The 26,168-nt window shown below is 70.5% G+C and carries 23 protein-coding genes; 15 read left to right on the top strand and 8 right to left on the bottom strand.

Annotation, left to right across the window (positions count from 1 at the left end; translation table 11 throughout):
• Window positions 1-22: 22 nt before the first annotated feature.
• From OG625_RS19645 to OG625_RS19655, 3 genes are all read right to left on the bottom strand, one after another.
• The gene (locus OG625_RS19645) at window positions 23-772 is read right to left on the bottom strand and encodes a PadR family transcriptional regulator (RefSeq protein ID WP_329382540.1); all 750 of its coding nucleotides are present in this window, start codon (window positions 770-772) and stop codon (window positions 23-25) included.
• Between the two features lie 63 nt (window positions 773-835).
• Window positions 836-1,297, bottom strand: a complete 462-nt coding sequence (locus OG625_RS19650; RefSeq protein ID WP_329382543.1) for a hypothetical protein — start codon at window positions 1,295-1,297, stop codon at window positions 836-838.
• 160 nt (window positions 1,298-1,457) lie between these two features.
• Complete coding sequence (locus tag OG625_RS19655; RefSeq protein WP_329382546.1) at window positions 1,458-3,167, bottom strand: protein kinase domain-containing protein; 1,710 nt, start codon at window positions 3,165-3,167, stop codon at window positions 1,458-1,460.
• A gap of 206 nt (window positions 3,168-3,373) precedes the next feature.
• On the opposite strand from OG625_RS19655, the gene OG625_RS19660 reads away from it, so the two are divergent.
• Complete coding sequence (locus tag OG625_RS19660) at window positions 3,374-4,972, top strand: protein kinase domain-containing protein (protein WP_329382549.1); 1,599 nt, start codon at window positions 3,374-3,376, stop codon at window positions 4,970-4,972.
• A gap of 39 nt (window positions 4,973-5,011) precedes the next feature.
• Here the strand turns inward: OG625_RS19660 and OG625_RS19665 are convergent, their stop codons facing one another.
• Window positions 5,012-5,428, bottom strand: coding sequence for a pyridoxamine 5'-phosphate oxidase family protein (locus OG625_RS19665; RefSeq protein ID WP_329382551.1), 417 nt, complete (start codon window positions 5,426-5,428; stop codon window positions 5,012-5,014).
• Between the two features lie 155 nt (window positions 5,429-5,583).
• Complete coding sequence (locus OG625_RS19670) at window positions 5,584-6,246, bottom strand: response regulator transcription factor (RefSeq protein ID WP_329382554.1); 663 nt, start codon at window positions 6,244-6,246, stop codon at window positions 5,584-5,586.
• Between the two features lie 326 nt (window positions 6,247-6,572).
• Here OG625_RS19670 and pdhA point away from each other — a divergent pair, with 326 nt between their 5' ends.
• The 9 genes from pdhA to OG625_RS19715 all read left to right on the top strand — a co-directional run bounded on the left by pdhA (window position 6,573) and on the right by OG625_RS19715 (window position 21,643).
• Window positions 6,573-7,772, top strand: coding sequence for a pyruvate dehydrogenase (acetyl-transferring) E1 component subunit alpha (gene pdhA, locus OG625_RS19675; protein ID WP_329382557.1), 1,200 nt, complete (start codon window positions 6,573-6,575; stop codon window positions 7,770-7,772).
• Complete coding sequence (locus tag OG625_RS19680; RefSeq protein WP_329382560.1) at window positions 7,772-8,752, top strand: alpha-ketoacid dehydrogenase subunit beta; 981 nt, start codon at window positions 7,772-7,774, stop codon at window positions 8,750-8,752. The genes pdhA and OG625_RS19680 overlap by 1 nt, the downstream gene beginning before the upstream one ends.
• 12 nt (window positions 8,753-8,764) lie before the next feature.
• Window positions 8,765-10,201, top strand: coding sequence for a dihydrolipoamide acetyltransferase family protein (locus OG625_RS19685; RefSeq protein ID WP_329382562.1), 1,437 nt, complete (start codon window positions 8,765-8,767; stop codon window positions 10,199-10,201).
• A 158-nt stretch (window positions 10,202-10,359) separates the two neighbouring features.
• On the top strand, window positions 10,360-10,848 hold the full coding sequence (locus OG625_RS19690) for a hypothetical protein (RefSeq protein WP_329382564.1): 489 nt from the start codon (window positions 10,360-10,362) through the stop codon (window positions 10,846-10,848).
• 105 nt (window positions 10,849-10,953) lie between these two features.
• A complete protein-coding gene (locus OG625_RS19695) occupies window positions 10,954-11,892 on the top strand; it encodes a GNAT family N-acetyltransferase (RefSeq protein ID WP_329382567.1) in 939 nt (312 codons plus the stop codon).
• A gap of 44 nt (window positions 11,893-11,936) precedes the next feature.
• Window positions 11,937-12,713: a hypothetical protein gene (locus OG625_RS19700; protein WP_329382570.1), complete on the top strand. Its 777-nt coding sequence runs from the start codon at window positions 11,937-11,939 to the stop codon at window positions 12,711-12,713.
• A 174-nt stretch (window positions 12,714-12,887) separates the two neighbouring features.
• Entirely contained in the window at window positions 12,888-15,638 is a 2,751-nt protein-coding gene (locus OG625_RS19705; protein WP_329382573.1) for a PKD domain-containing protein, read from the top strand.
• A gap of 232 nt (window positions 15,639-15,870) precedes the next feature.
• A complete protein-coding gene (locus tag OG625_RS19710) occupies window positions 15,871-18,642 on the top strand; it encodes a PKD domain-containing protein (protein ID WP_329382575.1) in 2,772 nt (923 codons plus the stop codon).
• A gap of 235 nt (window positions 18,643-18,877) precedes the next feature.
• The gene (locus OG625_RS19715; protein ID WP_329382580.1) at window positions 18,878-21,643 is read left to right on the top strand and encodes a PKD domain-containing protein; all 2,766 of its coding nucleotides are present in this window, start codon (window positions 18,878-18,880) and stop codon (window positions 21,641-21,643) included.
• 63 nt (window positions 21,644-21,706) lie between these two features.
• On the opposite strand, the gene OG625_RS19720 is transcribed toward OG625_RS19715, so the two are convergent.
• Window positions 21,707-22,126, bottom strand: a complete 420-nt coding sequence (locus OG625_RS19720; protein ID WP_329382582.1) for a PPOX class F420-dependent oxidoreductase — start codon at window positions 22,124-22,126, stop codon at window positions 21,707-21,709.
• A gap of 158 nt (window positions 22,127-22,284) precedes the next feature.
• Between OG625_RS19720 and OG625_RS19725 the strand changes: the two genes are divergently transcribed.
• Window positions 22,285-22,665, top strand: coding sequence for a hypothetical protein (locus OG625_RS19725; RefSeq protein ID WP_329382585.1), 381 nt, complete (start codon window positions 22,285-22,287; stop codon window positions 22,663-22,665).
• 25 nt (window positions 22,666-22,690) lie between these two features.
• On the opposite strand, the gene OG625_RS19730 is transcribed toward OG625_RS19725, so the two are convergent.
• Window positions 22,691-23,104 carry an ATP-binding protein gene (locus tag OG625_RS19730; RefSeq protein ID WP_329382588.1) on the bottom strand — a complete coding sequence of 138 codons (414 nt, stop codon included), beginning with the start codon at window positions 23,102-23,104 and terminating at the stop codon, window positions 22,691-22,693.
• Between the two features lie 213 nt (window positions 23,105-23,317).
• Between OG625_RS19730 and OG625_RS19735 the strand changes: the two genes are divergently transcribed.
• The 3 genes from OG625_RS19735 to OG625_RS19745 are packed head-to-tail and all read left to right on the top strand — an operon-like array spanning window position 23,318 to window position 24,614.
• Window positions 23,318-24,199, top strand: a complete 882-nt coding sequence (locus OG625_RS19735; protein ID WP_329382591.1) for a helix-turn-helix domain-containing protein — start codon at window positions 23,318-23,320, stop codon at window positions 24,197-24,199.
• 2 nt (window positions 24,200-24,201) lie between these two features.
• Window positions 24,202-24,375 carry a DUF397 domain-containing protein gene (locus OG625_RS19740; RefSeq protein ID WP_329382594.1) on the top strand — a complete coding sequence of 58 codons (174 nt, stop codon included), beginning with the start codon at window positions 24,202-24,204 and terminating at the stop codon, window positions 24,373-24,375.
• On the top strand, window positions 24,372-24,614 hold the full coding sequence (locus tag OG625_RS19745) for a glutaredoxin domain-containing protein (RefSeq protein ID WP_329382598.1): 243 nt from the start codon (window positions 24,372-24,374) through the stop codon (window positions 24,612-24,614). The genes OG625_RS19740 and OG625_RS19745 overlap by 4 nt, the downstream gene beginning before the upstream one ends.
• Here OG625_RS19745 and OG625_RS19750 read toward each other — a convergent pair.
• Complete coding sequence (locus OG625_RS19750; protein ID WP_329382600.1) at window positions 24,604-24,993, bottom strand: DoxX family protein; 390 nt, start codon at window positions 24,991-24,993, stop codon at window positions 24,604-24,606. The genes OG625_RS19745 and OG625_RS19750 overlap by 11 nt on opposite strands.
• Window positions 24,994-25,186: 193 nt before the next feature.
• Between OG625_RS19750 and sigJ the strand changes: the two genes are divergently transcribed.
• A complete protein-coding gene (gene sigJ / locus OG625_RS19755; protein ID WP_329382603.1) occupies window positions 25,187-26,131 on the top strand; it encodes an RNA polymerase sigma factor SigJ in 945 nt (314 codons plus the stop codon).
• Window positions 26,132-26,168 lie beyond the last annotated feature (37 nt).

Consider the following 26,168-nt stretch of genomic DNA (forward strand, 5'->3'; position numbering starts at 1 on the left):
GGGTCCCCCCTGGAACGGTGGTTCAGCCTCGCCGCGTGCGGGCGGTGCGGGGCCGGGTTGTCGGGGTCGAAGCCGGGGTCGCGGAGGCCGGGGCCGAGGAAGTGGACGCGGTCGGCGCGCCCCCGTCCCCGTCCGCATCGGTGGCGTCGGCGTCGGTGTCGGCGTCGGAGCGGGCAACGGGCGGTTCGGCCTGGGGTCGTTCGGACTGTGCGGCTCTCCGGTCGGCCGGCAGGGAGAGCCGGACCAGCCGGGATTCGCAGTGGTCGAGCCAGCGGGCCTCGGCCTCGGTCTGGAAGATCAGCTGCTCCAGGACGAGCAGCCAGGCCACGTCGTCGCGTTCGCGGGACTGCCCGCTCTCGATCGCGGCGAGCGCGGTGGCCTTGAGCCGGGTGTAGTCCTGCATCGCCCTGATGGTGGCGTGGCGCTGGGACTGGATGACGGCGCGGATGTCCACGCTCGGTGCGCCCACGGCCATGGCGAGCTTGATGGACAGCTCGTCACGGGGCGGGTTGGCGCGGTCGACGGGGCGCTCGTACCACTCGCGCAGTTCGGTGCGACCGGAGTCGGTGATGGCGTAGAGGGTGTGCCCGGCGGAGTCCTCGCCGTCGGGGGCGACGAGTCCGTCGCGTTCGAGGCGGGCCAGGGTGGTGTACACCTGCCCGACGTTGAGCGGCCAGGTGGAGCCGGTGCGGGATTCGAACTCGGTGCGCAGCTGGGAGCCGTACCTGGGGCCCCGTTCGAGCAGGGCGAGCAGGCCGTGACGGATCGACATACTCGGTATGTATACCGAGTATGTTCGCTGTGGGCAACCGTCCCGGGTGGTACGTCCGGTTCGTCACGCGGACCGGCGCAGCCGCATTCCGAGGTAGCCCAGGCCCAGGCCCATCAGGGCGAACCCGGTCCCCAGCGGCATTATGTGCGCGGCCAGATCGGCGGCCCGTTCGTTCGGCTCGGTGCCCAGCGCGCTGATCGCCGCGGGCGGGGTCGGCTCGGTCCGCGGCGGTTCCTGCGGCTCGGTGCGCGGCCGGACCGGCAGCGGGCGGGGGGCCGCCACCAGCTCCGGGTTCGCCGGTTCGCCGACCGGTCTGCCGGGCCGGTCCCGGCCGACTCCGGCCGCCGATCCGGCCAGCTCCTGGGGGGTGTCGTCCGGCGCCGGGGCGGAGGCACGGGGGGCGGCGGGGCCGAGGTGCCAGGCGGGGGCGAGGGTGAAGGCGAGGGCGGGAGCGGTGGGCGCGAGCGCGGCGGCGGCGAGCGCGGCGCAGGCCAGCCAGCGAGTCGGGCGGAAGCCTTGGATCACGGGGTGCCCCTCCCGTCCCGAGCGTGCAGATCGTGCGGAGATATGCGCTCAGATTTACATAACGGGACAAAAGCGGCATCCCGGGCGCCCCATCGGGGTGCCCGGGATGCCGGTGTGGAGCAGTGTCGGCGCTGACCGGTGCCGGCCGGTGCCGGCCGGTCTACTCGGGGTTGCCGGTCGACACGGTCAGCGTGTACTCCGTGCCTTCCTTCGCGATCTTGTCGCCGGGGCGCGGGGACTGGTCGAGCACCTGGTCCTTGCCGTACACGGCCTCGTCCTTCTCCACGATCCTGTACTTGCCGCCCGAGGCCTGGATGCAGGCCTTCACGGACAGCAGGTTCTTGTACCGAAGGTCCGGCGCCGAGTACTTTTCGGCCTCGCTGTAGTGCTTCACCGGCTCCTTGCACTTGGCCGGGTCGATCGTGCGCGAGGGGTCCGGCCCCTTGTACCCGGCCTTGGCGGAGGCCTTGGCGGACGCGGAGGTGGAGGCGGATGCCGAGGTGCCCGGGCCGTCCGCCGTCTGCTTGCCCTCGTCGTCGCCGTCCGAGACGATCGCGGCGATCAGGCCGCCGATCGCCAGCAGCGACACCACGATCGCGCCCACGAGCACCGGCATGTTCTTCTTGCCGCCGCCCGCGCCGCCGCCCCGGCCCGACTGGTTCGGGGCGGTCGTCGGGGAGATCGTGTACGGCGGCGGGGTGTGCGGCGCGTACTGCTGCTGCGGCGGGGGAGTGTGCGGCGCGTACTGCTGCTGCGGCGGGGGAGTGTGCGGGTAGGCGTAGCCGCCCTGCCCGTGCACCTGCGGCTGCGGGGCCGGCGTCGGCGGCCCGTACGGACCGGGCGCCGGGGTCTGCGGCGTCTGGTACGGCTGCTGCACCGACTGCGGCGGGGCCTGGTAGCCCGAGTCCACCGGCGGGAACACGGCCGAGGACACGCCCGCACCGTTGCCGCCCGTCGGGGCGCCCTGGACGATGACCGGAGCCCCGGTCTGTCCGGCGGCCAGCACCCGGGCGATCTCGTCCGCCATGGCCGCCGCCGTGGGGAAACGCTCGTTCGGGTTCTTCTTCAGGGCGCGCGCCACCAGCGCGTCCATCGCCGGGGTCACCGCGCGGTTGATGGAGGACGGGGCGACCGGCTCCTCCTGCACGTGCGCGTACGCGATGGCCAGCGGCGAGTCCGCGTCGAAGGGGATCCGACCGGTCAGCAGCTGGAAGAGCATGATGCCGACCGAGTACAGGTCGGAGCGGGCGTCGACCCCGCGCCCCAGTGCCTGCTCGGGCGACAGGTACTGCGGGGTGCCGACGACCATGCCGGTCTGCGTCATCGAGGTGACACCCGACTGCATGGCACGGGCGATGCCGAAGTCCATCACCTTGACCACGCCACGCTTGGTGATCATGACGTTGCCCGGCTTGATGTCGCGGTGGACGAGCCCCATCTCGTGGCTGGTGTCCAGGGCGGCCAGTACGTCGGCCGTCACCTTCAGCGCCTTGTCGGCCGGCATCGCACCGTACTGCGCGATGTCCGCCTGGAGCACGGAGCCGAGCGGCTGCCCCTCCACGTACTCCATGACGATGTACGGCATGAGCGAGCCCTCGAACTCGTCCTCACCCGTGTCGAACACCGAGACGATGTTGGTGTGCGACAGTTTGGCCACAGCCTGGGCCTCGCGGCGGAACCGCTCGCGGAACGACTGCTCGCGACCCAGCTCCGTGTGCAGGGTCTTGATGGCCACCTGGCGGTCGAGCGCCGTGTCGTGCGCGAGGTACACGGCGGCCATGCCGCCCTCGCCGAGCAAATCCCGTAGCTGGTAACGGCCACGGGCCAGGGAACCGCCTGCGTACCGGCCCTGAGTGCCGTCCTGGCTCATGACTGTTGCTTCCCCTCAGCTGCTTGTGTCGCGCCCAGTCTGCCGGAGGGCAAGCACACGTCAAGCCAGGTACCCGTTCTGTGACCACGCTGCCACAGGACGACTAGTCCGAACGGCGACCGGGTCCGAGGCTGTAGCGTTCATCGGAGCAGCAAAGAAGAGGAAAACCGCCTAGCAGCGGCCGAGAGAGACGACGGCGAGGACTGATGGCACCCGAACCCGAGGGAAACGGCGCCGGGATGACCGAGGGTCCTGAGCACTGGGGCGCCGGCGGCCTGGTGGGAGACGGCCGTTACCGGCTGACGCACCGGCTGGGCCGTGGCGGCATGGCCGAGGTGTTCGCCGCCGAGGACGTACGTCTGGGCCGCACCGTCGCCGTCAAGCTGCTCCGCCCCGACCTGGCCGAGGATCCCGTCTCGAAGGCGCGCTTCACGCGCGAGGCACAGTCCGTCGCGGGACTCAACCACCATGCCGTCGTCGCCGTGTACGACTCGGGCGAGGACCGGGTCGGCCCGAACACCGTCCCGTACATCGTGATGGAGCTGGTCGAGGGCCGCACCATCCGCGACCTGCTGCTCAGCGCCGAGGCCCCGGGCCCCGAGCAGGCGCTCATCATCGTCTCCGGCGTGCTCGAAGCGCTCGCCTACTCGCACCAGCACGGCATCGTCCACCGTGACATCAAGCCGGCGAACGTCATCATCACCGACGCCGGCGCGGTCAAGGTGATGGACTTCGGCATCGCGCGCGCCCTGCACGGTGCGCAGTCGACGATGACGCAGACCGGCATGGTCATGGGCACCCCGCAGTACCTGTCGCCGGAGCAGGCCCTCGGCAAGGCCGTGGACCACCGCTCCGACCTGTACGCGACCGGCTGCCTGCTGTACGAACTCCTCGCGCTGCGGCCCCCGTTCACCGGCGAAACCCCGCTCTCGGTGGTCTACCAGCACGTACAGGACGCCCCGGTGCCGCCCTCGCAGCTGCCGGAGGGCCACACCATCCCCCACGAGCTCGACGGCCTCGTCATGCGTTCCCTCGCCAAGGACCCGGACGACCGGTTCCAGAGCGCCGAGGAGATGCGCGGACTGGTCCAGTACGCGCTCCGGATGCTGCACGACCAGGGCCCCAACACCGGAACCTGGAACACCGGCCCGGTCACCATGGCCCTGCCGCACGGCCGCGGCGGGAGCCAGACCACGGTCATGCCCGCGGGCGGCGGGACGGGTGGTCAGCCGGCCTACGGCTCGAACTCCATGACCTCGCAGTTCCAGCAGCCGATGGTGCCGCCGCTGAACCCGGACGACGGCTCCGCCTTCCCCGGCGGCCGGGGTGGCCGGGGCGGCCACGACGGCTACGACGGTTACGACGACCGCGGCAACGGCGGCCGCTGGAAGATGTGGCTCTTCGCGGTGCTCGCGGTCGTCGCGGTCGCCGGGGGCGTGGCCTACGCGGTCACCTCCGTGGTCGACAAGCAGAAGGAGACCCCGCCGGCCACCCAGTCGAGCACGCCCGGCGGGCAGCCGAGCACGCCCGGAGCGACGGGGGACACGCCGTCGCAGCCGACCCCGACCAACACGCCCTCGTTCAGCGAGTCCACGTTCACGGCGACCCGCAGCAGGACGCCGAGCCACACGCCGTCGAGCTCGGCGTCGGCGTCCTCGTCCACGTCGAATTCGGCGTCGCCCTCGGAGTCCAAGAGCGGCTCGTCGACGGCCACGCCGACGCGCAGCCCCTCGGCCTCGCCCTCGGCGTCGAAGACCGATGGCCCCGGCCCCGGCGGCCCCGCCAACCCGAACGACGAGGAATAGCGGAAGACCGGGATCCCGGAAGACGGGGATCCCGGAGCGTCAGAGCGCGTGCTGGTATGCGCGGTCGGGATTTCCGGCGAGCGAGTGCACGCTGACGAACTGGGGTTCGATGCGCATGTAGACGGGGTCGAAGACCGCTCCGTCCACGAAATGCGGACCCGGGCCGAACAGTTCCAGTTCGGCGGTGGTCGGCTCGACGATCTCGGCCGTTCCGGTGAACTGGACGGACCACAGCCGGGTGTCCTGGGAATTGAAGTTGTCCGCTCCGTAGGCCACCACGCTGCCGTTGCAGGCCTGGTGGTAGCCGAAGCCGGCGTGCATTCTCAGCACGACCTTGTCCTCCACCACGATGTGGCGGGCGAGGGCGAGGAAGGGCAGCGCGCGCATGCTGGTGGCGACACGGCCGTACGGCACCCGGCGCAGCAGTTCGATGGCGTGCAGTTCCTCTGGGGACATGCGTCCCACTTTCCGGTACGACACCGTGCCGGAAAAGAGGAGCCCGCCCCCATGATCGAGGACGTTGGTCCCGAATTAAACAGCTCGCCCCGTGGAAGTGCGCTGCGAAGGAGTGCGACTCCACGGGGCGTCACGCTGTGTGAGGGATCCGGCGGTCAGTGCCGCTTCTCCGCCTGGAGGCGGGCCACGTAGGCCGCGGCCTGGGAGCGGCGCTCCATGCCCAGCTTGGAGAGCAGGCTGGAGACGTAGTTCTTGATCGTCTTCTCGGCCAGGTGCAGCCGCTCGCCGATGACCCGGTTGGTCAGGCCCTCGCCGATCAGGTCGAGGATCTTCCGCTCCTGCTCGGTGAGGTTGGAGAGCCGGTCGTCGCCCTTGCCGTTCTTGCCGTCGCGCAGCCGCTCCAGCACCCGGGCGGTGGCCACCGGGTCCAGCAGGGACTTGCCCGCCGCCACGTCCCGTACGGCGCTGAGCAGCTCATTGCCGCGGATCGCCTTGAGGACGTAGCCCGAGGCGCCGGCCATGATCGCGTCGAACAGTGCCTCGTCGTCGGCGAACGAGGTCAGCATCAGGCACTTGATGTCCTCGTTCTGGGAGCGCACCTCGCGGCACACCTCCACACCACTGCCGTCGGGCAGCCGGACGTCGAGCACGGCCACGTCCGGGCGGGTGGCGGGGATCCGGACCAGCGCGTCGGCGGCCGTACCGGCCTCGCCCACGATCTCGATGTCCTCTTCGACCGACAACAGCTCATGGACACCCCGACGTACCACTTCGTGGTCGTCCAGGAGGAATACCTTGATTTTTCCGTCTTCGCGCACGAAGTCAGTTTCACACACTCACCTCTTCCCTGCCGGAGTTACCCGGGATAACGTGCCGTTGTTCCGGCCCCCTGCAAGGCTGTGACCAGTGGTTGTTCCCGCCTGCGGCGATTTACTTGGAAATCCAAGCAAAAACGCAGGTCAGGCGGGGTTTCGCAGTTATGCGGCGCACTGGGTAACGTGCAATGCGCAGGGCACTCGCCGGGGCACCTGTCACGCCTGAATCCCGTACACGACGCGCACCCACCCCGTGCGCTGGTACGGATCCAGGTGAGCCGCACTGGACCCCGGAGAACCCGGGTGCCGGACCGACGGAGGAGCACCAAGTGACCGTGGAGAGCACTGCCGCGCGCAAGCCGCGACGCAGCAGCGGCACCAAGCGGGCTGCAGGCGCGGCAAGCGCCGCCAAGCCCGCCGCTGCCACCGCGCAGACGCAGGACGCTGAACCTCAGCTCGTACAGCTGCTGACGCCCGAAGGGGAACGAGTCGACAACGCGGAAAACGCGGAGTTCGCCCCCTTCGTCGCCGACATCACCACCGAGGACCTGCGCGGGCTGTACCGCGACATGGTGCTCACCCGCCGCTTCGACGGTGAGGCGACCTCGCTCCAGCGTCAGGGCGAACTGGGCCTGTGGGCCTCGCTCCTCGGCCAGGAGGCGGCGCAGATCGGCTCCGGCCGGGCGCTCCGCGGGGACGACTACGTCTTCCCGACCTACCGGGAGCACGGCGTGGCCTGGTGCCGCGGCGTCGACCCGACCAACCTCCTCGGCATGTTCCGCGGTGTGAACCACGGCGGCTGGGACCCGAACACCAACAACTTCCACCTGTACACGATCGTCATCGGCTCGCAGACGCTGCACGCGACCGGTTACGCGATGGGTGTGGCCAAGGACGGCGCCGACTCGGCCGTCATCGCCTACTTCGGCGACGGCGCGTCCAGCCAGGGCGACGTGGCCGAGGCCTTCACCTTCTCGGCCGTCTACAACTCCCCGGTCGTGTTCTTCTGCCAGAACAACCAGTGGGCGATCTCCGAGCCGACCGAGCGCCAGATGCGCGTGCCGCTCTACCAGCGCGCGCAGGGCTTCGGCTTCCCCGGCGTCCGCGTCGACGGCAACGACGTCCTGGCCTGCCTGGCCGTGACCCGCTGGGCGCTGGAGCGGGCCCGCCGGGGAGAGGGCCCGACCCTGGTCGAGGCGTTCACGTACCGCATGGGCGCGCACACCACCTCCGACGACCCGACGAAGTACCGCCGGGACGAGGAGACGGCCGCCTGGGAGGCGAAGGACCCGATCCTGCGCCTGAAGACCCACCTGCTGGCCACCGGGGGCGCCGACGAGGCGTTCTTCGCGGAGCTGGAGGCGGAGAGCGAGGTCCTGGGCAAGCGGGTGCGCGAGGTCGTGCGCGCCATGCCCGACCCCGACACCATGGCGATCTTCGAGAACGTCTACGCGGACGGGCACGCGCTCGTCGACGAGGAGCGCGCCCAGTTCGCCGCCTACCTCGCGTCCTTCGAGGAGGGTCACTGATGGCCACCGAAAAGATGTCGATCGCCAAGGCGCTCAACGAGTCCCTGCGCAAGGCCCTGGAGACGGACCCGAAGGTCCTGATCATGGGTGAGGACGTGGGCAAGCTGGGCGGTGTCTTCCGGATCACCGACGGCCTGCAGAAGGACTTCGGCGAGGAGCGGGTCATCGACACCCCGCTCGCCGAGTCCGGCATCGTCGGCACTGCGATCGGCCTGGCCCTGCGCGGGTACCGGCCGGTCGTGGAGATCCAGTTCGACGGGTTCGTCTTCCCCGCGTACGACCAGATCGTCACGCAGCTCGCGAAGATGCACGCGCGCGCCCTCGGCAAGATCAAGATGCCGGTCGTCGTGCGCATCCCGTACGCGGGCGGCATCGGCGCGGTCGAGCACCACAGCGAGTCCCCGGAGGCGCTCTTCGCGCACGTGCCGGGCCTCAAGGTGGTCTCCCCGTCGAACGCGTCGGACGCGTACTGGATGCTCCAGCAGGCGATCCTCAGCGACGACCCGGTGATCTTCTTCGAGCCGAAGCGCCGCTACTGGGACAAGGGCGAGGTCGACACCGACGCGATCCCGTACCAGCTGCACAAGGCGCGGGTGGCGCGCGAGGGTGCGGACGTCACCCTGGCCGCCTACGGTCCGATGGTGAAGGTGTGCCTGGAGGCGGCGGCCGCGGCCGCCGAGGAGGGCAAGTCGATCGAGGTCGTGGACCTGCGGTCGATGTCCCCGGTCGACTTCGACGGGATCCAGGCTTCGGTCGAGAAGACCCGCCGCCTGGTCGTCGTCCACGAGGCTCCGGTCTTCCTGGGCGTGGGCTCGGAGATCGCCGCTCGCATCACGGAGCGGTGCTTCTACCACCTGGAGGCGCCGGTCCTGCGCGTGGGCGGTTTCCACGCGCCGTACCCGCCGGCCCGCCTGGAGGACGAGTACCTGCCGGGCCTGGACCGGGTGCTCGACGCCGTCGACCGCTCGCTGGCGTACTGAGGAGCCACGTTCATGACCATCCGCGAATTCAAGATGCCCGACGTGGGCGAGGGCCTCACCGAGGCCGAGATCCTCAAGTGGTACGTCCAGCCCGGTGACACCGTCACCGACGGGCAGGTCGTCTGCGAGGTCGAGACGGCGAAGGCGGCCGTCGAGCTGCCGATCCCGTTCGACGGTGTCGTGCACGCGCTCCTCTTCGAGGAGGGCGTCACGGTCGACGTCGGCCAGGTCATCATCTCGGTACGGACCGAGGGCGGCGCCGAGGAGGCCCCGGCCGCGGAGGCCGCGCCGGCTGCTGCCCCTGCCGCCGAGCCCGCCGCCGAGGCGGCCCCGGCCGCCCGCCAGCCCGTCCTGGTCGGTTACGGGGTCTCCGAGGCCTCCACCAAGCGCCGCCCGCGCAAGGCCGCCCCGGCGACCGCCGTGGCCGCGCAGAACGGCACGGCGGCTCCGGTGGCCGCTCCGGCTCCGGCTCCGGCCGCTCCGGTGCTGCCCGCGGTCCCGGCGCAGCCGAGCGGTGAGCGGCCGCTGGCCAAGCCGCCCGTGCGCAAGCTCGCCAAGGACCTCGGCATCGACCTGGCCGCCGTCGTCCCCACCGGCGACGGCGGGGTCGTGACCCGGGAGGACGTCCACGCGGCGGCCGCCGCGTCCGTCGCCCCGCAGGCCGCCCCGGCAGCTGCCCCGGCAGCCGCACCGGCTCCGACCGCGGCCCCGGCCGCCGCGGCTCCGGCCGTCGCGGTCGAGGCTTCGGCGCGGGAGACCCGTATCCCGGTCAAGGGCGTCCGCAAGGTCACCGCCCAGGCCATGGTCGGCTCGGCCTTCACCGCGCCGCACGTCACCGAGTTCATCACCTTCGACGTGACGCGCACGATGAAGCTGGTCCAGGAGCTCAAGGCGGACCCGGACCTCGCGGGCCTGCGCATCAACCCGCTCCTGCTCATCGCCAAGGCCGTCCTGGTCGCCATCCGCCGCAACCCGGACGTCAACGCGTCCTGGGACGAGGCGGCCCAGGAGATCGTGCTCAAGCACTACGTCAACCTGGGCATCGCGGCGGCCACCCCCCGCGGGCTGATCGTCCCGAACATCAAGGACGCCCACGCCAAGACCCTCGGCGAGCTCTCGGAGTCCCTGTCCTCGCTGGTCGCCACGGCCCGCGACGGCAAGACCTCCCCGGCCGACATGCAGAACGGCACCATCACCATCACCAACGTCGGCGTCTTCGGCGTCGACACCGGTACGCCCATCCTGAACCCGGGCGAGTCCGCGATCCTCGCGGTCGGCGCGATCAAGCTCCAGCCGTGGGTCCACAAGGGCAAGGTGAAGCCGCGCCAGGTCACCACGCTGGCGCTGTCGTTCGACCACCGTCTCATCGACGGCGAGCTCGGTTCCCGCTTCCTGGCCGACATCGCGGCGGTCCTGGAACACCCCCGCCGCCTGATCACCTGGTCGTAGCGGCACCCGTAGTACCAACCCCGATGGCCGGTCTCCCTCCAGGAGCCCGGCCATCGGCCGTCGTACGGGCAGGCCTTGTGGCAGGAGAGCAGCGCCATGGCGGACCATTGCCTACGCGCACACCTCGAAGCCCTCGTCGGCGGATCGGAGAACGGGCCGTGACCGGAGCGGAGTTCATCGCGGGGTTCCTGGCCACCGGAAGCCTGCTCGGGCTGCGGCCCGGCGCCGCCCCGGCGGACGTCGACCGGGCACTGAAGGTGGGCTTCATGGAGGAGCGGGACGGCCCCGGAGGCTCGCTCCGGAGGGACTACGGACTACTGGAGCTGTACTTCACGGCCGGACCCCACCGGCTCCTGACGAGCGGCGTGCTGGAGCTGCACCGACTGCCCTGCGCCCCGGAAATGGCCGCCGAGTGGCGGTCCGCGACGGGCGTGGACTTCGCGCCGTACACGGCATGGTCGGAGGTGGCGGAGGCACTGCCGCCCTCCGGGCAGCCGGCCGTGCTCGCGCTGGAGGGCACCGACCCGGACGACCACCTGGAGTACCGCAACCCGGCCGACAAGGTGTCCGTGCTGGTGGTCGGCGCGGAGGGCGAACGGAGCGACTGGCCGGGGCACGGGGACGTCTGGAGCGTTAGCTTCGGATGACCGGCATCGCGGCGGAGCATCCGGACGGGCACGACCGCCCTCGGCCGCGGCGTCGATCCGAGGAAATCGCTGGGCGGCGGGGCGGGTGCGTGTGACCATCTCCGGATGATCTTTCGTGCTGCCACCGCAGACCCCGCCGACATCGACCGTGCCCTCGCCTACCCGGCCGACGGCCCCGTCGCCGCACTGACCGCCGAGAGGATCCGCGAGGAGCTCGACGCGCACCAGTTCCGCACCGAGTGGATCTGGTTCGCCGAGGACGAGGGCGGGGAGGTCCTCGCCCGCGCCCTGTGGTGGGGCCGCGCCGACAGCGAGCGGCCCATCGCGCTCGACTGCCTCCAGGTACGGGCCTCCGTGGCCGACCCGGGCGCCCTGGCCGCCGGGCTGCTCGCCGCCGGGCACGCCGCCTTCGGGAACCTGCCGGTCTACAACATCTCCCTGCCCCGCGACTGGCGGACCGACCCGGAGCTCGCCGCGGCCGTCGCCTGGCGCCAGGAGGCCGCGCACGAGGCCGGCCTGACGAGTGACATCGAGCGGCTGCGCTACGAGTGGACGCAGGAGGCCGGAACCACCGAGCCCGGCGGCCGGCTCGTCTTCCGCGAGGGCACCGACGAGGAGTTCCTGGACGCCTTCGTCCGGCTGTCGTCCGGCAGCCTCGATCTGCACACGCAGACCGAGCTCCGGTCGATGGACGCCGAGCAACTGGCCCGCGAGGACATCGAGTTCTACCAGGACTGCCCCGGCGAGCGCTCCTGGTGGCGCCTCGCCCACCTGCCGGACGGCACCCTGGCGGGCATGGCGATCCCCTCGGCGACCCCGTACCACCGCAACGTCGGCTACCTCGGCGTCGTACCGGAGCAGCGCGGTCATGGCCTCATCGACGAGATCCTGGGCGAGATCACCCGCTTCCACGCGGCCGAGGGCGCCGAGCGGATCACCGCGACCACGGACACCGTCAACGCCCCGATGGCCGCCGCCTTCGACCGCGCGGGCTACCGGGTCAGCGAGATCCGCCTCGTGTTCGAAGAGCCGTCCGGGGCCTGAGGAGCCCCGGCGCCCGGTAGCCTCCCGCCGGGAGGGGGGTCGGGGTGCCATTCGCCGAACTGCAGGTGTACTCCGTCGAGGAGGCCGACGTCACGGGCGGGGTGTGCGTGGTCCGCTGCGTCGGCGGAGTCGCACGGGCCGGGCAGGTCTACGCGGTCGGGGAGCTCCGGCTCTGGCTGCGCCGCATAGAGCGGTACGGGCGGCCCGTCGGCTCCTTCGACGCCGGACACACCGCGAAGGTCCACCTCACGGGCGCCGTGGTCGCGCTGCTCAGCCGGGGCCAGGTGCTGACCTCCGTACCGCCCGACGGGCACGCCCTCGCCGACCTGGAGGCCTGGCTGGCCACCGACCCGCCGCTGCTCGACGAGCCGGCCCCGCGGCCCCTGCGGGTCATGGCCGGTTCGCGCATGCAGGACGAGGGGCTGCCGGACGGGATCCGGCTGCGCTGGGGGCGGGTGGCGCTGGCCGCGGTGTACCGCTGCGCGCGGGCCGAGGGGACGAGCGACCTGGTCAGAGCGCCGGAGGTGGCCTACGTACGCGGCTACTTGATCCGCACCTTCGGCCCGAGCCCCGGCCCGGAGCGCGGCGGCGACCCGGCGGAGCTGTGCCGGGAGCTCCTCGCGCTGATCGACCTGACCCCGCGGGAGGCGGCGGAGCGGGGCCGGGTCTGGCGGGACCTGCCGCACGCGGAGATCCTGCACCTGCGGCGCATCAAGTTCCTGATCCCGTGGCTGGTCCTCGTACGCCCGCACCTCGGGGAGGGCGATCCGCTGGCGGGGGCGGTGGACGCGTGGGCGGCGGTGCGGCCGGAGTTGCCGTAGGGCCGTAGGTCAACGCGGGTGACATTTGCTTTCGGACATTGCATGATGATCGTAGTTTTCGGGGGGAAGCGTGCGCCCGGCTGTCGCTGGGGGAAGAGAACGTCTACCAGTCGTGCGGCGCCGCATCACCCTTCGTGACTCCACGTCATTCTCTTTGCGAAGGAAACCCTCCTGGTGCGTCCCACTCGCACGACGGTCCTGCTCACCGCAGGTCTCGTCACCCTTCTCGGCGTTCCGGCGGGCGCCGCGGCAGCCGCTGAGACTCCGCATTTCCTTTACGTAAGCAATCTCGACGGCTCCAACTGCTCCGACGCGGGGGTCGGTACGCAGGCCGTCCCGTACTGCACGATCTCGGCCGCGGCCAAGGTCGTGCAGCCGGGCCAGACCGTGCAGATCAAGCCGGGCAAGCCGTACGACGAGTCCGTCACCATCGACCGCTCCGGCGAGCCCGGCAAGCCGATCGCCCTCGTCACCGAAGGCATCGACGAGGCCGGACTCCCGGCCCAGATGTCACTGGGCAACGGCGCCCTGACCGTCACCGGCGCGTCCCACGTGGTGCTCCGCGGGCTGGTCACGACCGGCCCCGTCCGGGTCGGCGGCTCCAAGGACGTCGAGCTCGACCGGATCAACGCGCGAAACGACGACATCGTGGTCGGCGGCGCGAGCACCGACGTGCGCCTCACCCGGAGCGACGTCTACGGCGTCCGGATCGAAGGCGGTGCCCGGGGCACCCTCCTCGGCCGCAACTACTTCCGCGGCCACACCGAGACGGCTCTCACGGTGGTGGACGCACCCGGCACGGTGGTCACCAACAACACCTTCCCCATCTACTGCGTGACGGCCGTTTCGCTCAGTGGTGCTTCCACGGGGTCCGCGGTGTTCAACAACGTGATCCACCCGCTTCAGTTCACCCCCTGCCCGGCCGGCAGTGCGCTCTCCGGCATCGTGGTGTCGGAAAGCGCCGCCGCGGGTACGCGCGCCGACTCCAACCTGCTGGTCGACGGCGCCACGAGCCAGCTGAACGCCTACAACTGGGCCGGCACCGCCTACGAGACCGCCGCGGCTTTCCAGGCCGCGACCGGGCAGGGCGCGCACGACATCGTGACCCCGTCCGCCCCCGGCACCCTCAACGGGGGAGACAAATCCCTGGCTGTCGACGCCGGTGACCCGACGGCGCCGGGCGTGCTGCCCACGGACAACCGGGGCTTCGGGACCGCGGACGACCCGCGCGTGCCCAACACGGGCAAGGGCGGCGGCTTCATCGACCGCGGTGCCCGCGAGACCCAGGACGACCTGCGCGTCTCGTTGCAGCTCGAACCGGTCTTCGCTCCGGCCGGCACCTCGGTGACGGCCAAGCCCATCGTGTCCAGCACGTGGTCCAGCAGCCCGACGTTCCACTACGACTTCGGTGACGGGACGGCTCCGGTCGTCACCAAGGAGTACGGCGCCGCGCACGTCTACACGTCTCCGGGCGAGTACGTGGTCAAGGTGACGGCCGTCAACGACTTCGGTAGGAAGGCCTCCACCGAGCAGAAGACCAAGGTCACCCCGGCCGGCCCGCTGACCGCGGACTTCACGGCCACGTCGGTCCTGCCGACCTCGGACAGCCCGACGTCGCGCATTGCTCCGCTGACGGTCTCCGTCGACACGACGTCCTCGGCGACGCCATGGCCGCTCGAGAGCACGATCGTGGACTTCGGTGACGGTTCCGCCGGCTACCGGAGCCTGGGCAGCGTCCAGCACGCCTACGCCAGGCCGGGCGAGTACAAGGTGACGGTCTCCCTCAAGGACATCAAGGGCGCCGAGTCCAAGGTCACCAAGACGGTGAAGGTGGACTACGCCGCGTCCGGTTACGTGGCGACCGCGCCGTTCCGCCTGATGGACAGCCGGAGCCACGGCTACTCCCCCCTGCGCGGCGGCGTGCCTGCGGCGGTGCACCTGCCGGTCGGCCTCAGCCTGCACGATCACCCCATGTCCGGTGGCATGGCCTCGGTGGTCCTGAACGTGACGGTCACCAACGCCACTCAGGACGCCTTCCTCGCGGTGTCGCCGTACGCGCAGGAGCGTCCGACGACCTCGAACCTGAACGTTCCGGCGGGCGGCACGGTCTCCAACACGGTGACCGTCCCGGTCAGTGCGCTCGGGAAGGCGTGGTTCACGCTGAACGCCGGTCAGGCCGACGTGATCGTGGACTTCGTGGGCTACTACCAGCCGAACATCGGGCAGAAGTTCAGCCCGATCAACCCGGCCCGCCTCGCGGACACCCGTACCGAGGGCGGCGCGGTGGCCGGCGGTCAGACCCGGACGGTCAAGGTTGCAGGCGTGGCCGGGATCCCGGCGGATGCCAAGGCCGTCGCGGTGAACCTGACGAGCACGGACGCGACGTCGAACTCGTACGTGGTCGCGTACCCGGATCCGGCGAAGCGTCCCGATGTGTCGAACCTGAACCCGGAGCCGGGCAAGGCCAAGTCGAACCAGGCCATCGTTCCGGTGGGCACGGACGGGACGATCACCCTGTACAACCAGTGGGGTTCCACCCACCTGATCGTCGACGCCGTCGGGTACTACGGCCAGGACGGCAAGGCGCTGTTCACGCCGGTGGTGCCGCAGCGTCTGGGTGACACCCGTGTGACGGGCAAGCTCGGCGCAGGTGCCACCACGACGGTGGGCGGTGTTCCGGCGGGCGCGCTGGGCGCGGTGGTGAACCTGACGGCGACCGAGTCGACCGGTGCGGGCTACCTGACGGCGTACGGCTTCGGGGCGACTCGGCCGGATGCGAGCAGCCTGAACACGCTGCCGGGTCTGACCATCCCGAACCACGTGACCACCCCGGTCGGGAACGGCAAGATCAGCGTCTTCAACGGCCCCTGGGGCGGCTCGACCCACGTGATCACGGACCTGCTGGGGTACTTCACCCAGGGCTGATCACACGTCGCCACACCCCGGAGCCCCGGCCCCCGCACACCGCGGGGGCCGGGGCTCCGGTTCTTGCGGGGCGAATGAGGGTGACAAACGGCATTCGGCCAAAGGATGATGATCGTAGTCTTCGCGGGTTTGTGTGCGCCCGACTGTCGCTGGGGTAACAGGACGTTTACCAGTCGTGCGGCGCCGCGCCCGTGAGGGCTCACATCACCTCTTCGTGAAGGAAACCCTCCTGGTGCGTCCCACTCGCACGACGATCCTGCTCTCCGCAGGTCTCGTCTCCCTCCTCGGTTTCCCGGCCGGCGCCGCGAGCGCAGCCGAGACCCTGACCGATCTCTACGTGAACAACCAAGACGACACGAAGTGCTCCGATGCGGGGGCCGGTACGCAGGCCGCCCCGTACTGCACGATCACGGCGGCCACCAAGGTCGTGCAGCCGGGTCAGACGGTGCGGATCGCGACGGGCAGGACGTACGACGAGGACTTCGTCGTCGACCGCTCCGGGGAGCCGGGCAAGCCGATCACCTTCGTCGCGGACCAGATCGGCTCCGCCGAGGTGGGTCTGGGCCAAGGGAAGACGCTGTCCGTCAGCGGCGCGTCCCACGTGGTGGTCCGCGGCGTGCTCTCCTCAAGCGGGGTCCAGGTCACCCGTTCCAGCGACGTGGAGCTCGACCAGATCCGCGCCTCGAAGGGCACCCTCGCCGCCGTCGTGGTCGGTGAGGCGAGCTCGGACGTGCGGATCAGCCGGAGCCTCCTGAGTGGTGTCCGGGTCGAGGGCGGATCCCAGCGCACGGTGATCAGCCGCAGCATGCTCTGGAGCGGCTCCGGGCCGGTGGTCCGCGCGGTGGACGCGCCCGGCACCGTGGTCACCAACAACGACCTTGAGGGGTACTGCGGGTCGACCGTCTCGATCGAGGGCAGCTCGACCGGCTCCGGTGCGTTCAACAACGTGTTCTTCACCAATGCCGCCAACACCCGCTGCAAGTCGACCGATCCGCGCCACGCCATCGCGGTGTCGGCGAGCGCCGTGGCGGGCACGCGTGCCGACCACAACCTGATCGCCCTCAATCCCGCTCTCCCGTTCCTGCCCTACAGCTGGTCCGGAAACGGCTACAAGGACCAGGCCGCCTTCCAGGCGGCCACCGGCCAGGGCGCCGCCGACATCCTCCCCCCGACCTCCGACGGGATCGGCAAGATGGAGGGCTCGCCCACCATCGACTCCGCCGACCCGACGGCGCCGGGCGTCCTGCCGACCGACATCGACGGGGACCCGACCGCGGACGACCCCCGCGTTCCCAACACGGGCAAGAACGGCGGGCACCTCGACCGCGGTGCGTACGAACTCCAGGACGCCCTGAGCCGGGTCTTGATGCACCTCGCCCCGGCCCACGCGCCGGTCGGAACCGAGGTCGAGGTGCAGGCTGTCTCGGACAGCAAGTGGCCCACCGCGATGGCCTACGAGGTCGACTTCGGCGACGGTTCGACCCCGGTCGTCACGAAGCAGGGCAACGGACCGCACGGCCTGGCCAAGTACGTCTACAGCCGGCCGGGCGACTACGTGGTCAAGGTGGCGGCCGTCAACGGCGTCGGCAAGAAGGTGTTCACCGAGAACCAGATCAAGGTGACCGCGGCCGGCCCTCTGACGGCGGGCTTCACGGCCACGCCGCTCCTGCCGACCTCGGACAACCCCATCGGGCGGATCGCTCCGCTGACCGTCGCCATCGACACTGGAGCCTCGGCGACGCCGTGGCCGGTGGAGCGCGTGACCGTGGACTTCGGTGACGGCTCCTTCCCCGGCCAGGACGACCAACTGGGCAGCATCCAGCACGCCTACGACAGGCCGGGCGAGTACCAGGTGACGGTGTCCCTCAAGGACATCAAGGGCGCCGAGTCCAAGGTCACCAAGTCGGTGAAGGCGGACTACGCCCCGTCCGGGTACGTGTCGAGCACGCCGTTCCGGCTGCTCGACACCCGGCCCACCGGCGGCCGGCTGCGCGGCGGCGTGCCCGCCGCGGCGTCCATGCCGGTCGGCCTCACGATGCCGGGTCGGGTGACGTCCGGCGGCATGGCCTCGGTGGTCCTCAACGTGACCGTCACCAATGCCACTCAGGACGCCTTCCTCGCGGTGTCGCCGTACGCCCAGGACCGTCCGACGACCTCGAACCTGAACGTTCCGGCGGGCGGCACGGTCTCCAACACGGTCACCGTTCCCGTCAGTGCCCTCGGGCAGACGTGGTTCACGCTCAACGCGGGCCAGGCCGACCTGATCGTCGACTTCGTCGGCTACTACCAGCCGAACATCGGGCAGAAGTTCAGCCCGATCAACCCGGCCCGCCTGGCGGACACCCGTACCGAAGCCGGCGCGCTGGGCGGCGGCCAGACCCGTACGGTCAAGGTCGCGGGTGTGGCCGGGATCCCGGCGGACGTCAAGGCCGTCGCGTTCAACCTGACGAGCACGGACGCGACGTCGAACTCGTTCGTGGTCGCCTACCCGGACCCGGCGAAGCGGCCCGACGTGTCGAACCTGAACCCGGAGCCCGGTAAGGCGAAGGCCAACCAGGTGATCGTCCCGGTCGCTCCGGACGGCACCATCACCCTCTACAACCACTGGGGTTCCACCCACCTGATCGTGGACGCGGTGGGCTACTACGGCCAGGACGGCAAGGGCCTCTTCACCCCGGTCGTGCCTCAGCGCCTCGGTGACACCCGTGTGACGGGCAAGCTCGGCGCGGGCACCACGACGACGGTGGGCGGTGTTCCGGCGGGCGCGCTGGGCGCTGTGGTGAACCTGACGGCGACCGAGTCGACCGGTGCGGGCTACCTGACCGCGTACGGGTTCGGGGCGACGCGTCCCGACGCGAGCAGCCTGAACACGCTGCCCGGTCTGACCATCCCGAACCACGTGACCACCCCGGTCGGCGACGGCAAGATCAACGTCTACAACGGCCCCTGGGGCGGCTCGACGCACGTGATCACCGACCTGCTGGGCTACTTCACCCAAGGCTGATCACACCCCGCCACACCCCGGAGCCCCGGCCCCCGCACACCGCGGGAGCCGGGGCTCCTTGCAATTGGGGAATGGGGGGTGACATCGACTTTCAGACAATGTGATGATGGCCGGAGTACGCGGGGGGACGCGTGCGCCCGGCTGTTTCGTGGGGAACGAAACGTCTACCAGCCGTGCGGCGCCGCTGAATCCTTCGTGACTCCACGCAGTCCTCTTCACGAAGGAAACCCTCCTGGTGCGTCCCACTCGCACGACGGTCCTGCTCACCGCAGGTCTCGTCACCCTCTTCGGAGCCCCGGCCGCCGCGGCCGCCGAGGCCCCGACCAGCCTCTACGTCAACAACGGGACCGGCTCCAACTGCTCCGACGCCGGGTCCGGCACGCAGGCCGTCCCGTACTGCACGATTTCGGCCGCTGCCAAGGTCGTGCAGCCGGGCCAGACCGTCCGGATCAGGACGGGCAAGGTGTACGACGAGAGCGTCACCCTCGACCGTTCCGGGGAGCCGGGCAAGCCGATCAGCTTCGTCCCCGAGCTGGTCGGCGGTGCGTTCACCGATCTGTCGGGTGGCAAGCTCACCATCAGCGGTGCCTCCCACGTGCTGGTTCAGCGCCTGATCACTCGCGGCGGCGTTCAGGTCACGGGCTCCTCCGACATCGAGCTGGACCGGATCTACAGCAGGCCCGGCCCGGTCAACCCGCTCGTGATCGGCGGGGGAAGCACGGACGTGCGCCTCAGCCGGAGCACGGTGAGCGGGATCCTGGTCAACGGCGGTGCCCGCGGCACCGTACTCAGCAACAACAACCTCAGCAGCGCCTCCGCGTCGGCGGTCGCCGTGGTGGACGCCCCCGGCACGGTCATCACCAACAACACGGTCAAGGGCTCCTGTGCGGCCGTCGTGTCGGTCAGCGGCGGCTCGACCGGCTCCGGGCTGTTCAACAACGTGCTCATCACCGAGGACCGCAACGCCTCGTGCACGTCGACCGATCCGCGAAACGCCGTCCTCGTGGCGCAGAGCGCGTCGGCGGGCACTCTCGCCGACTACAACCTGATCGCCGGCAACCCCAACATCGCTCCCGTGCCCTACAGCTGGTCCGGCACCACGTACAAGGACCTGCCGGCCTTCCGGGCCGCCACCGGCCAGGGCGCGCACGACATCCTGCTCCCGTCGGCCACCGAAGTCGGCCTGTGGGACGGGTCCCCCGGCGTCGACTCCGCCGACGCGACGGCGCCTGGAGTACTGACCAGTGACCTCCGCGGGAAGCCGGTCGTGGACAACCCGCTCGTTCCCAACACAGGGAAGAACGGCGGACACCTCGACCGCGGGTCCACCGAGCTTCAGGACGGCTTGACCCACGCCTCGATCGGCATCGACCAGCCCTGGGCCCCGGTCGGGACCGAGGTGCAGGTGCAGGCGTCCTCCGACAGCCGCTGGCCCACGGCGATGAACTACCAGATCGACTTCGGCGACGGGACGCCGCCGGTCGCCGGCCAGCCGGCCACCGGGAACGCCCTCCTCGCCAAGCACGCCTACGGCAAGCCGGGCGAATACACGGTCAAGGTGACGGCCACCAACACCGCCGGCGTCAAGGTCGCCACCACGCAGACGACCAAGGTGACCCCTGACGGCCCGGGAACGGTGTCCTTCACCGACACGCCGGTCCTGCCGACCGCGGACGACCCGTCGGCGCCGGTGCGTCCGCTGACCGTCGACTTCGACGCTTCGTCCTCGGTGACGCCCTGGCCGGTGTCCCACATGGACGTGGACTTCGGAGACACGAGCTGGGAGCGGTTCCCCGGAAAGACCACCGCCCGACACGCCTTCGCCAGGCCGGGCGACCACAAGGTGACGGTCACGCTCTTCGACACCAAGGGCGGCAAGGCCACGACGACGCGGACCGTGCGGGTGGACTACGCGCCGTCCGGCTACGTGGCCGCCGCCGTGCCACTCCGCCTTGAGGACACCCGGGTCAGCGGCCGCACGCTGCAGGGCGGCCAATCCAGGCTCTTCACCATGCCGGGGATCACCTTCCAGGGGCCGGAGGGCCAGGGCTCGGGCGGGATGGCCTCGGCGGTCGTCAACGTGACCCTCACGAACGTCACCCAGGACGCCTTCCTGAGCGTGTCGCCGCAGCAGAACGACAACCCGACGACCTCGAACCTCAACGCGCGGGCCGGCGGAACGGTGTCCAACACGGTGACCGTCCCCGTCGATGAACGCGGCTTCGTGTGGCTCCGGCTCAATGCCGGTCAGGCCGACGTGATCGTGGACTTCGTCGGCCACTACCAGCCGAACTCGGGCCAGAAGTTCAGCCCGATCGCGCCGAGTCGGCTCGTGGACACCCGTACCGAGGGTGTCGCGGTGGCCGGTGGTACGACCCGTAGGGTCCACGTCGCGGGTGTGGCGGGGATTCCGGCGGACGTCAAGGCCGTCGCGGTGAACCTGACGAGCACGGACGCGACGTCGAACTCGTTCGTGGTCGCCTATCCGGACCCGGCGAACCGTCCCGCCGTGTCGAACCTGAACCCGGAGCCGGGCAAGGCCAAGTCGAACCAGGCCATCGTCCCGGTCAACCCGAACGGCACGATCACCCTGTACAACCACTCCGGCTCCGCGCACCTGATCGTGGACGCGGTGGGCTTCTACGGCCAGGGCGGCAAGGCGCTGTTCACGCCGGTGGTGCCGCAGCGTCTGGGTGACACCCGTGTGACGGGCAAGCTCGGCGCGGGCGCCACGGCGACGGTGGCCGGTGTGCCGGCCGGCGCGGTCGGTGCCGTGGTGAACCTGACGGCGACCGAGTCGACGGGTGCGGGCTACCTGACGGCGTACGGATTCGGGGCGACCCGTCCCGACGCGAGCAGCCTGAACACGCTGCCCGGTCTGACCATCCCGAACCACGTGACCACCCCCGTCGCAGACGGCAAGATCAGCGTCTTCAACGGCCCGTGGGGCGGTTCGACGCACGTGATCACCGACCTGCTGGGGTACTTCTCCCAGGGCTGATGCCCGTCCGAGCCCCGGCCCCCGCGCACACCGCGGAGGCCGGGGCTCTGGCGTGTGCGGGCTTCAGCCGTCGGCGCGGGCCGCGTTGCCCAGCACCTTGGTCGGGGTGATGCGCACGACCACCCGCAGGCCCCCGCCGGTGCCCTCGGCGTATTCCTTGCCGCCGCCCGGCCCCAGGTACTCCTCGGCGATGCGTACGGCGACCGCCCGGCCGGTGTCCTCGGTGACGGTGGCGGTGCCGCGGATCTCCGCGTACAGGTAGGGGTTGGCCAGGTCGAAGACGGTCACGCCGACCCGCCCGTCCCGGACGATGTTCCGCTCCTTGCGGCGGCCCTGTTCGGTGGATATCAGGATGTCGTGCCCGTCCCGGCTCACCCAGACCACGGAACTCTGCGGGCTGCCATCGGGGTTGAGGGTGGACAGGACGGCGGGATGCGGTGCGTCCAGCAGGTGACGCACTTTTTCCGTCAGCTCAACAGTCATGCGGCCAGGCTAGTTGGCGGGGTCGGTTTCGGCTTTCCGACTACACGAAGTCGAGGCCGGGCTACGTCACGGTCACCAAGTCCGGACCATTGCCGCGCCGTCGCCGGAGCCATCACCCTGGCGTGGACATGCCAGTCCCCACGTCCCGGAGGATCCCGATGTTCAGACGCAAGGCCGCCGCCACCCTGGCGACCCTGGCCCTGACCGCGACCGGCCTGCTCGCCGTATCGGCGGGTACGGCCCAGGCCGGCGCCCTGGCCTGTAACGACACCGCCCGGAACTACGTGACCGACGAGGTCAACAGCTGGCCGCACGCCTCGCTGGCCGCGACCACTTCGAACTGCTACGACATCAACGTGAAGCCGAGCGCGGGAACGTACGTGCGCACCTGCTTCGTCCCCTCCAGCGGCGGCTGGTACTGCAACTCCTATCGCTGGATCAGCGGCGGGGTGTGGGGCCTGGCGGCGACCGACGTCAAGGACGGGACGAAGTTCTACCTGGACTTCGACCGGTACTCGACGGGGCGCGTCTCCTACTGATCAGGTCGCGCGGCGCCCCGGCCTCTCAGGGCCGGGGCGCCGAGTCGTCTACGGCGAGCTCCGCCCACACGGTCTTCCCGACCACGCGCTCTGCGGCCCCCCACCGCTCCGAGACCGCGCTCACGATGTGCAGGCCGCGGCCGTACTGGTCGTCGTGCGCGGCCGCTCGCGGGTCGGGCCGCCGCTCGCCTTTCGGATCGGTGACCGCGATGCGGAGCACTGCTCCGGTGAGTTGGACCTCGACCCGGAGGTACCGGTCCCACACCGAGCCGTGGAGCAGGGCGTTGGTAGTCAACTCGCTGGTCAGTAGGGCCACGTCGGCGGCCGCCTGGGGATGCCCCCACGCCACGGCGAGCCATGCGGCGCGACGGCGGGCCGTGGGTACCGAGTCCTGCCGGGGTGGGTAGTTGCGTACGTCGTACCGGGTCAGCTCGTTCATGTCCGTGCACCTCCTGTGCAGGCGGTGGCTCTGCCGGCCTGCGCGCAGGACGGTGCCTTCCGCCAACTCCCTTTGCCGGGTGAGCGGTTACGTACACACCGTAGCGAGGTGATTTCTCGGGCAGCAATCGAACGGGCCAGAAATTTCTACCGAACCGAGTTGATCGGAGGTTGCCCGGCGAGCAGACTGGGGCGCAGCAGGGAGGGAGAACGGATGCCGAACAGGGACCCGGATCGTGGAGTCTCGGTGTCAACTGTCCTCGGACGCAGATTGGGTGGTGAGCTACTCCGACTGCGCGAGGCCCGTGGGCTCCGTCAGGCGCATGCCGCCGAAGCGCTCACTGCGTCTGTGGCCAAGGTGGCGAAGATGGAGCGCGGGCTTGTGCCCATGCGTGACCCGGATGTTCGAGCCCTGTGTCACCTCTACGGCGTGGACGACGAGCACGTGATCGGAGGCCTGTTCCAACTGGCCCGCCTGGACCGCGAGCGGCGTAAGGCCCGAGGCTGGTGGCGCCACGACCCTGACGTGGGCAGCCTTGCGGAGTACATCGCCATGGAAGACGTTGCCACTCACGTCCGCACGTGGCAGATGGCGCTCATTCCGGGCCTGCTCCAGACGGCCGATTACGTCCGGGCCATGTGTGTGGTCTCCGAGACGTGGCGAGAACCGGATGAGATCGAGCCCATCGTGATGGTGCGCATGAAGCGCCAGGCCAGGCTCTCGGGAGAGGAGCCTCTGCGTTTCCATGCGGTCATTTCGGAGGCGGCGCTACGCCAAGAGATCGGGGGTCCCGCCGTGATGCGGGGCCAGCTCGACCACCTGCTCGCAGCGGCAGAACTGCCCAATGTCCATGTGCAGGTACTGCCGTTCCGGACCGGCGCGCACCCGGGACTCTCGGGGGCGTTCAGCGTCATCTCGTTCGCGGAGTCGGGTGCGGTCGACGTCGGCTACAACGAGAGCATCTCGTCTACCGTGTGGGTGGAAGCCAAGGACGGGACCGCCGTCTACACCCGCACGTTCGACAGGCTTGCTCGTCTGAGTCTCGCTCCGCGCGACTCTGTGAACTTGATCGCCAGCATCAGCAAGGGGTTGTAGGCATGCCGGAGTTCGACTTCGTGAAGTCCACATACAGCGGCCAGGACATGAACGAGTGCGTGGAGGTGGCGACGAACGTGGTCGGGACCGTCGCCGTCCGGGACAGCAAGCAGGCGGCCGGACCGGTCATTCGGGTCACCGACACCGCGTGGGCGGCCTTCGCGGCGGCGCAGTGAACAAGGCCGTCACCCTGTACTGGCGGCCCGGGTGCGTGTTCTGCGTCAAGCTGCGCACGCAACTGCGGCTGGCCCGGATCCCGTACCGGGAGGTCAACATCTGGCGGGACCCCGACGCGGCGGCCTTCGTGCGCAGCGTCGCCGACGGGAACGAGACCGTGCCGACGGTGGTCGTCGGGGACCATCCCGCCATGGTCAACCCAAGTCTCCGACAGGTCCGCGACGCCCTCAGCCGATGAACGACTCGGGGCCGAAGAACCGCCCCCACGCCACGAAGCCGGCCAGGACGGCGTAGACCAGGTCCACCGCCACGAGCTTGTACTCCTGGCGCCGGAAGCGGGTCGCGGCCGCGCCGATCATGAGCAGCACCAGGCCGAGGGCGGCCAGCGGGACCAGGGCCGGAGCGATGTCGAGCACGGCGGGCAGGACCAGTCCCACCGCGGCCAGGACCTCCAGGGCTCCGATCGTCTTTATGCCGCCGGCGCTGAAGTCCTCGGTCCACTTCGCGCTGTCACCGGTCGCGGCGATCTTCTCCTTCGGCAGGATCACCTTCATGCCGCCACCGATCAGGTAGGCGGCGGCGAGCAGTCCGGTGGCGATCCACAGGGCGAGGTTCATCGGGTTCTCCTTCGGGGCGAGAGACGCTGTTGCCCCTCTAAGACAGGGCACCACGGCAGCCTGTGACGGCAGAGGGTGTGACCCGCGTCACTCGACCTCGGACTGGGGTCGGACGGCTCGGATACGCTGCTCGGCGTCGTGTGGATCTTCGTACGACTGGGCGCCTTGGCAGGCGAGTTGGGGGAGGGGTTCCGTGTCGGGAGCAACGGTTCTGGCGGACGAGGCCGGCTACCGGCCGCTGCTCTTCTCCATCGCCTACGGCATGACCGGATCGGTGGGCGACGCCGAGGACATCGTCCAGGACGCGTTCCTCGGGCTGACCCGGGCGCACCAGGCAGGGACGACGATCGCCGCTCCGAAGGCATACCTGACCACCGCCGTCACCCGGCTGGGCATCAACTACCTCGGCTCGGCACGCGTGCGGCGCGAGACGTACGTGGGGGAGTGGCTGCCCGAGCCGGTCGTCGTGACCACCGAGCGGCCGGGACCGGCCGAGCACGCGGAGCTGGCCGACTCGCTGTCGATGGCCTTCCTCGTACTGCTGGAGGCGCTGTCGCCGGTGGAGCGGGCGGTGTTCATGCTGCGCGAGGTGTTCGGGTACGGCTACCCGGAAGTGGCGGGCGCGACCGGCAAGTCGGAGGCGAACTGCCGGCAGATCTTCGCCCGGGCCAGGAAGCGCATCGCGGCGGGAGGGCAGGCGGTCGACGATCCCGCGCCCGCACCCCCGGCCCCGGCGCGGAAGGCGGAGGGTGACGAGCTCGCCCGCAGGTTCTTCGAGGCCGCCGAGGGTGGCGACCTGGACGCGCTGCTCGGCATGCTCGCGCCGGACGTGGTCTTCCACGGGGACGGCGGCGGCAAGGCGCGGGCGCTCAGGGAGCCGCTGACCGGTGCGCGGCGCGTGGTGCAGCTGCTCGTCGGGGGTCTGCGCAGGGTCGGGAAGCTGGGTGCCGGGCCTCGGGCGGCCTGGATCAACGGCCGACCGGGCGCCGTGATCTACGACGCCGAGGGTCGCGTGACCAGCGTGGTCGAACTCGACATCGCCGACGGGGTGGTCCGGGGGATCCACTCCGTCTCCAACCCCGACAAGCTCGGCCACCTCGGACCGCTGTCCGACCTCGCGCTGCTGCCGGAGCAATAGGTCGTCCGCAAGCTCAGATGTAGCTCTGAACCCGGGC

The organism is Streptomyces sp. NBC_01351 (genome assembly GCF_036237315.1).
Lineage (GTDB): Bacteria > Actinomycetota > Actinomycetes > Streptomycetales > Streptomycetaceae > Streptomyces.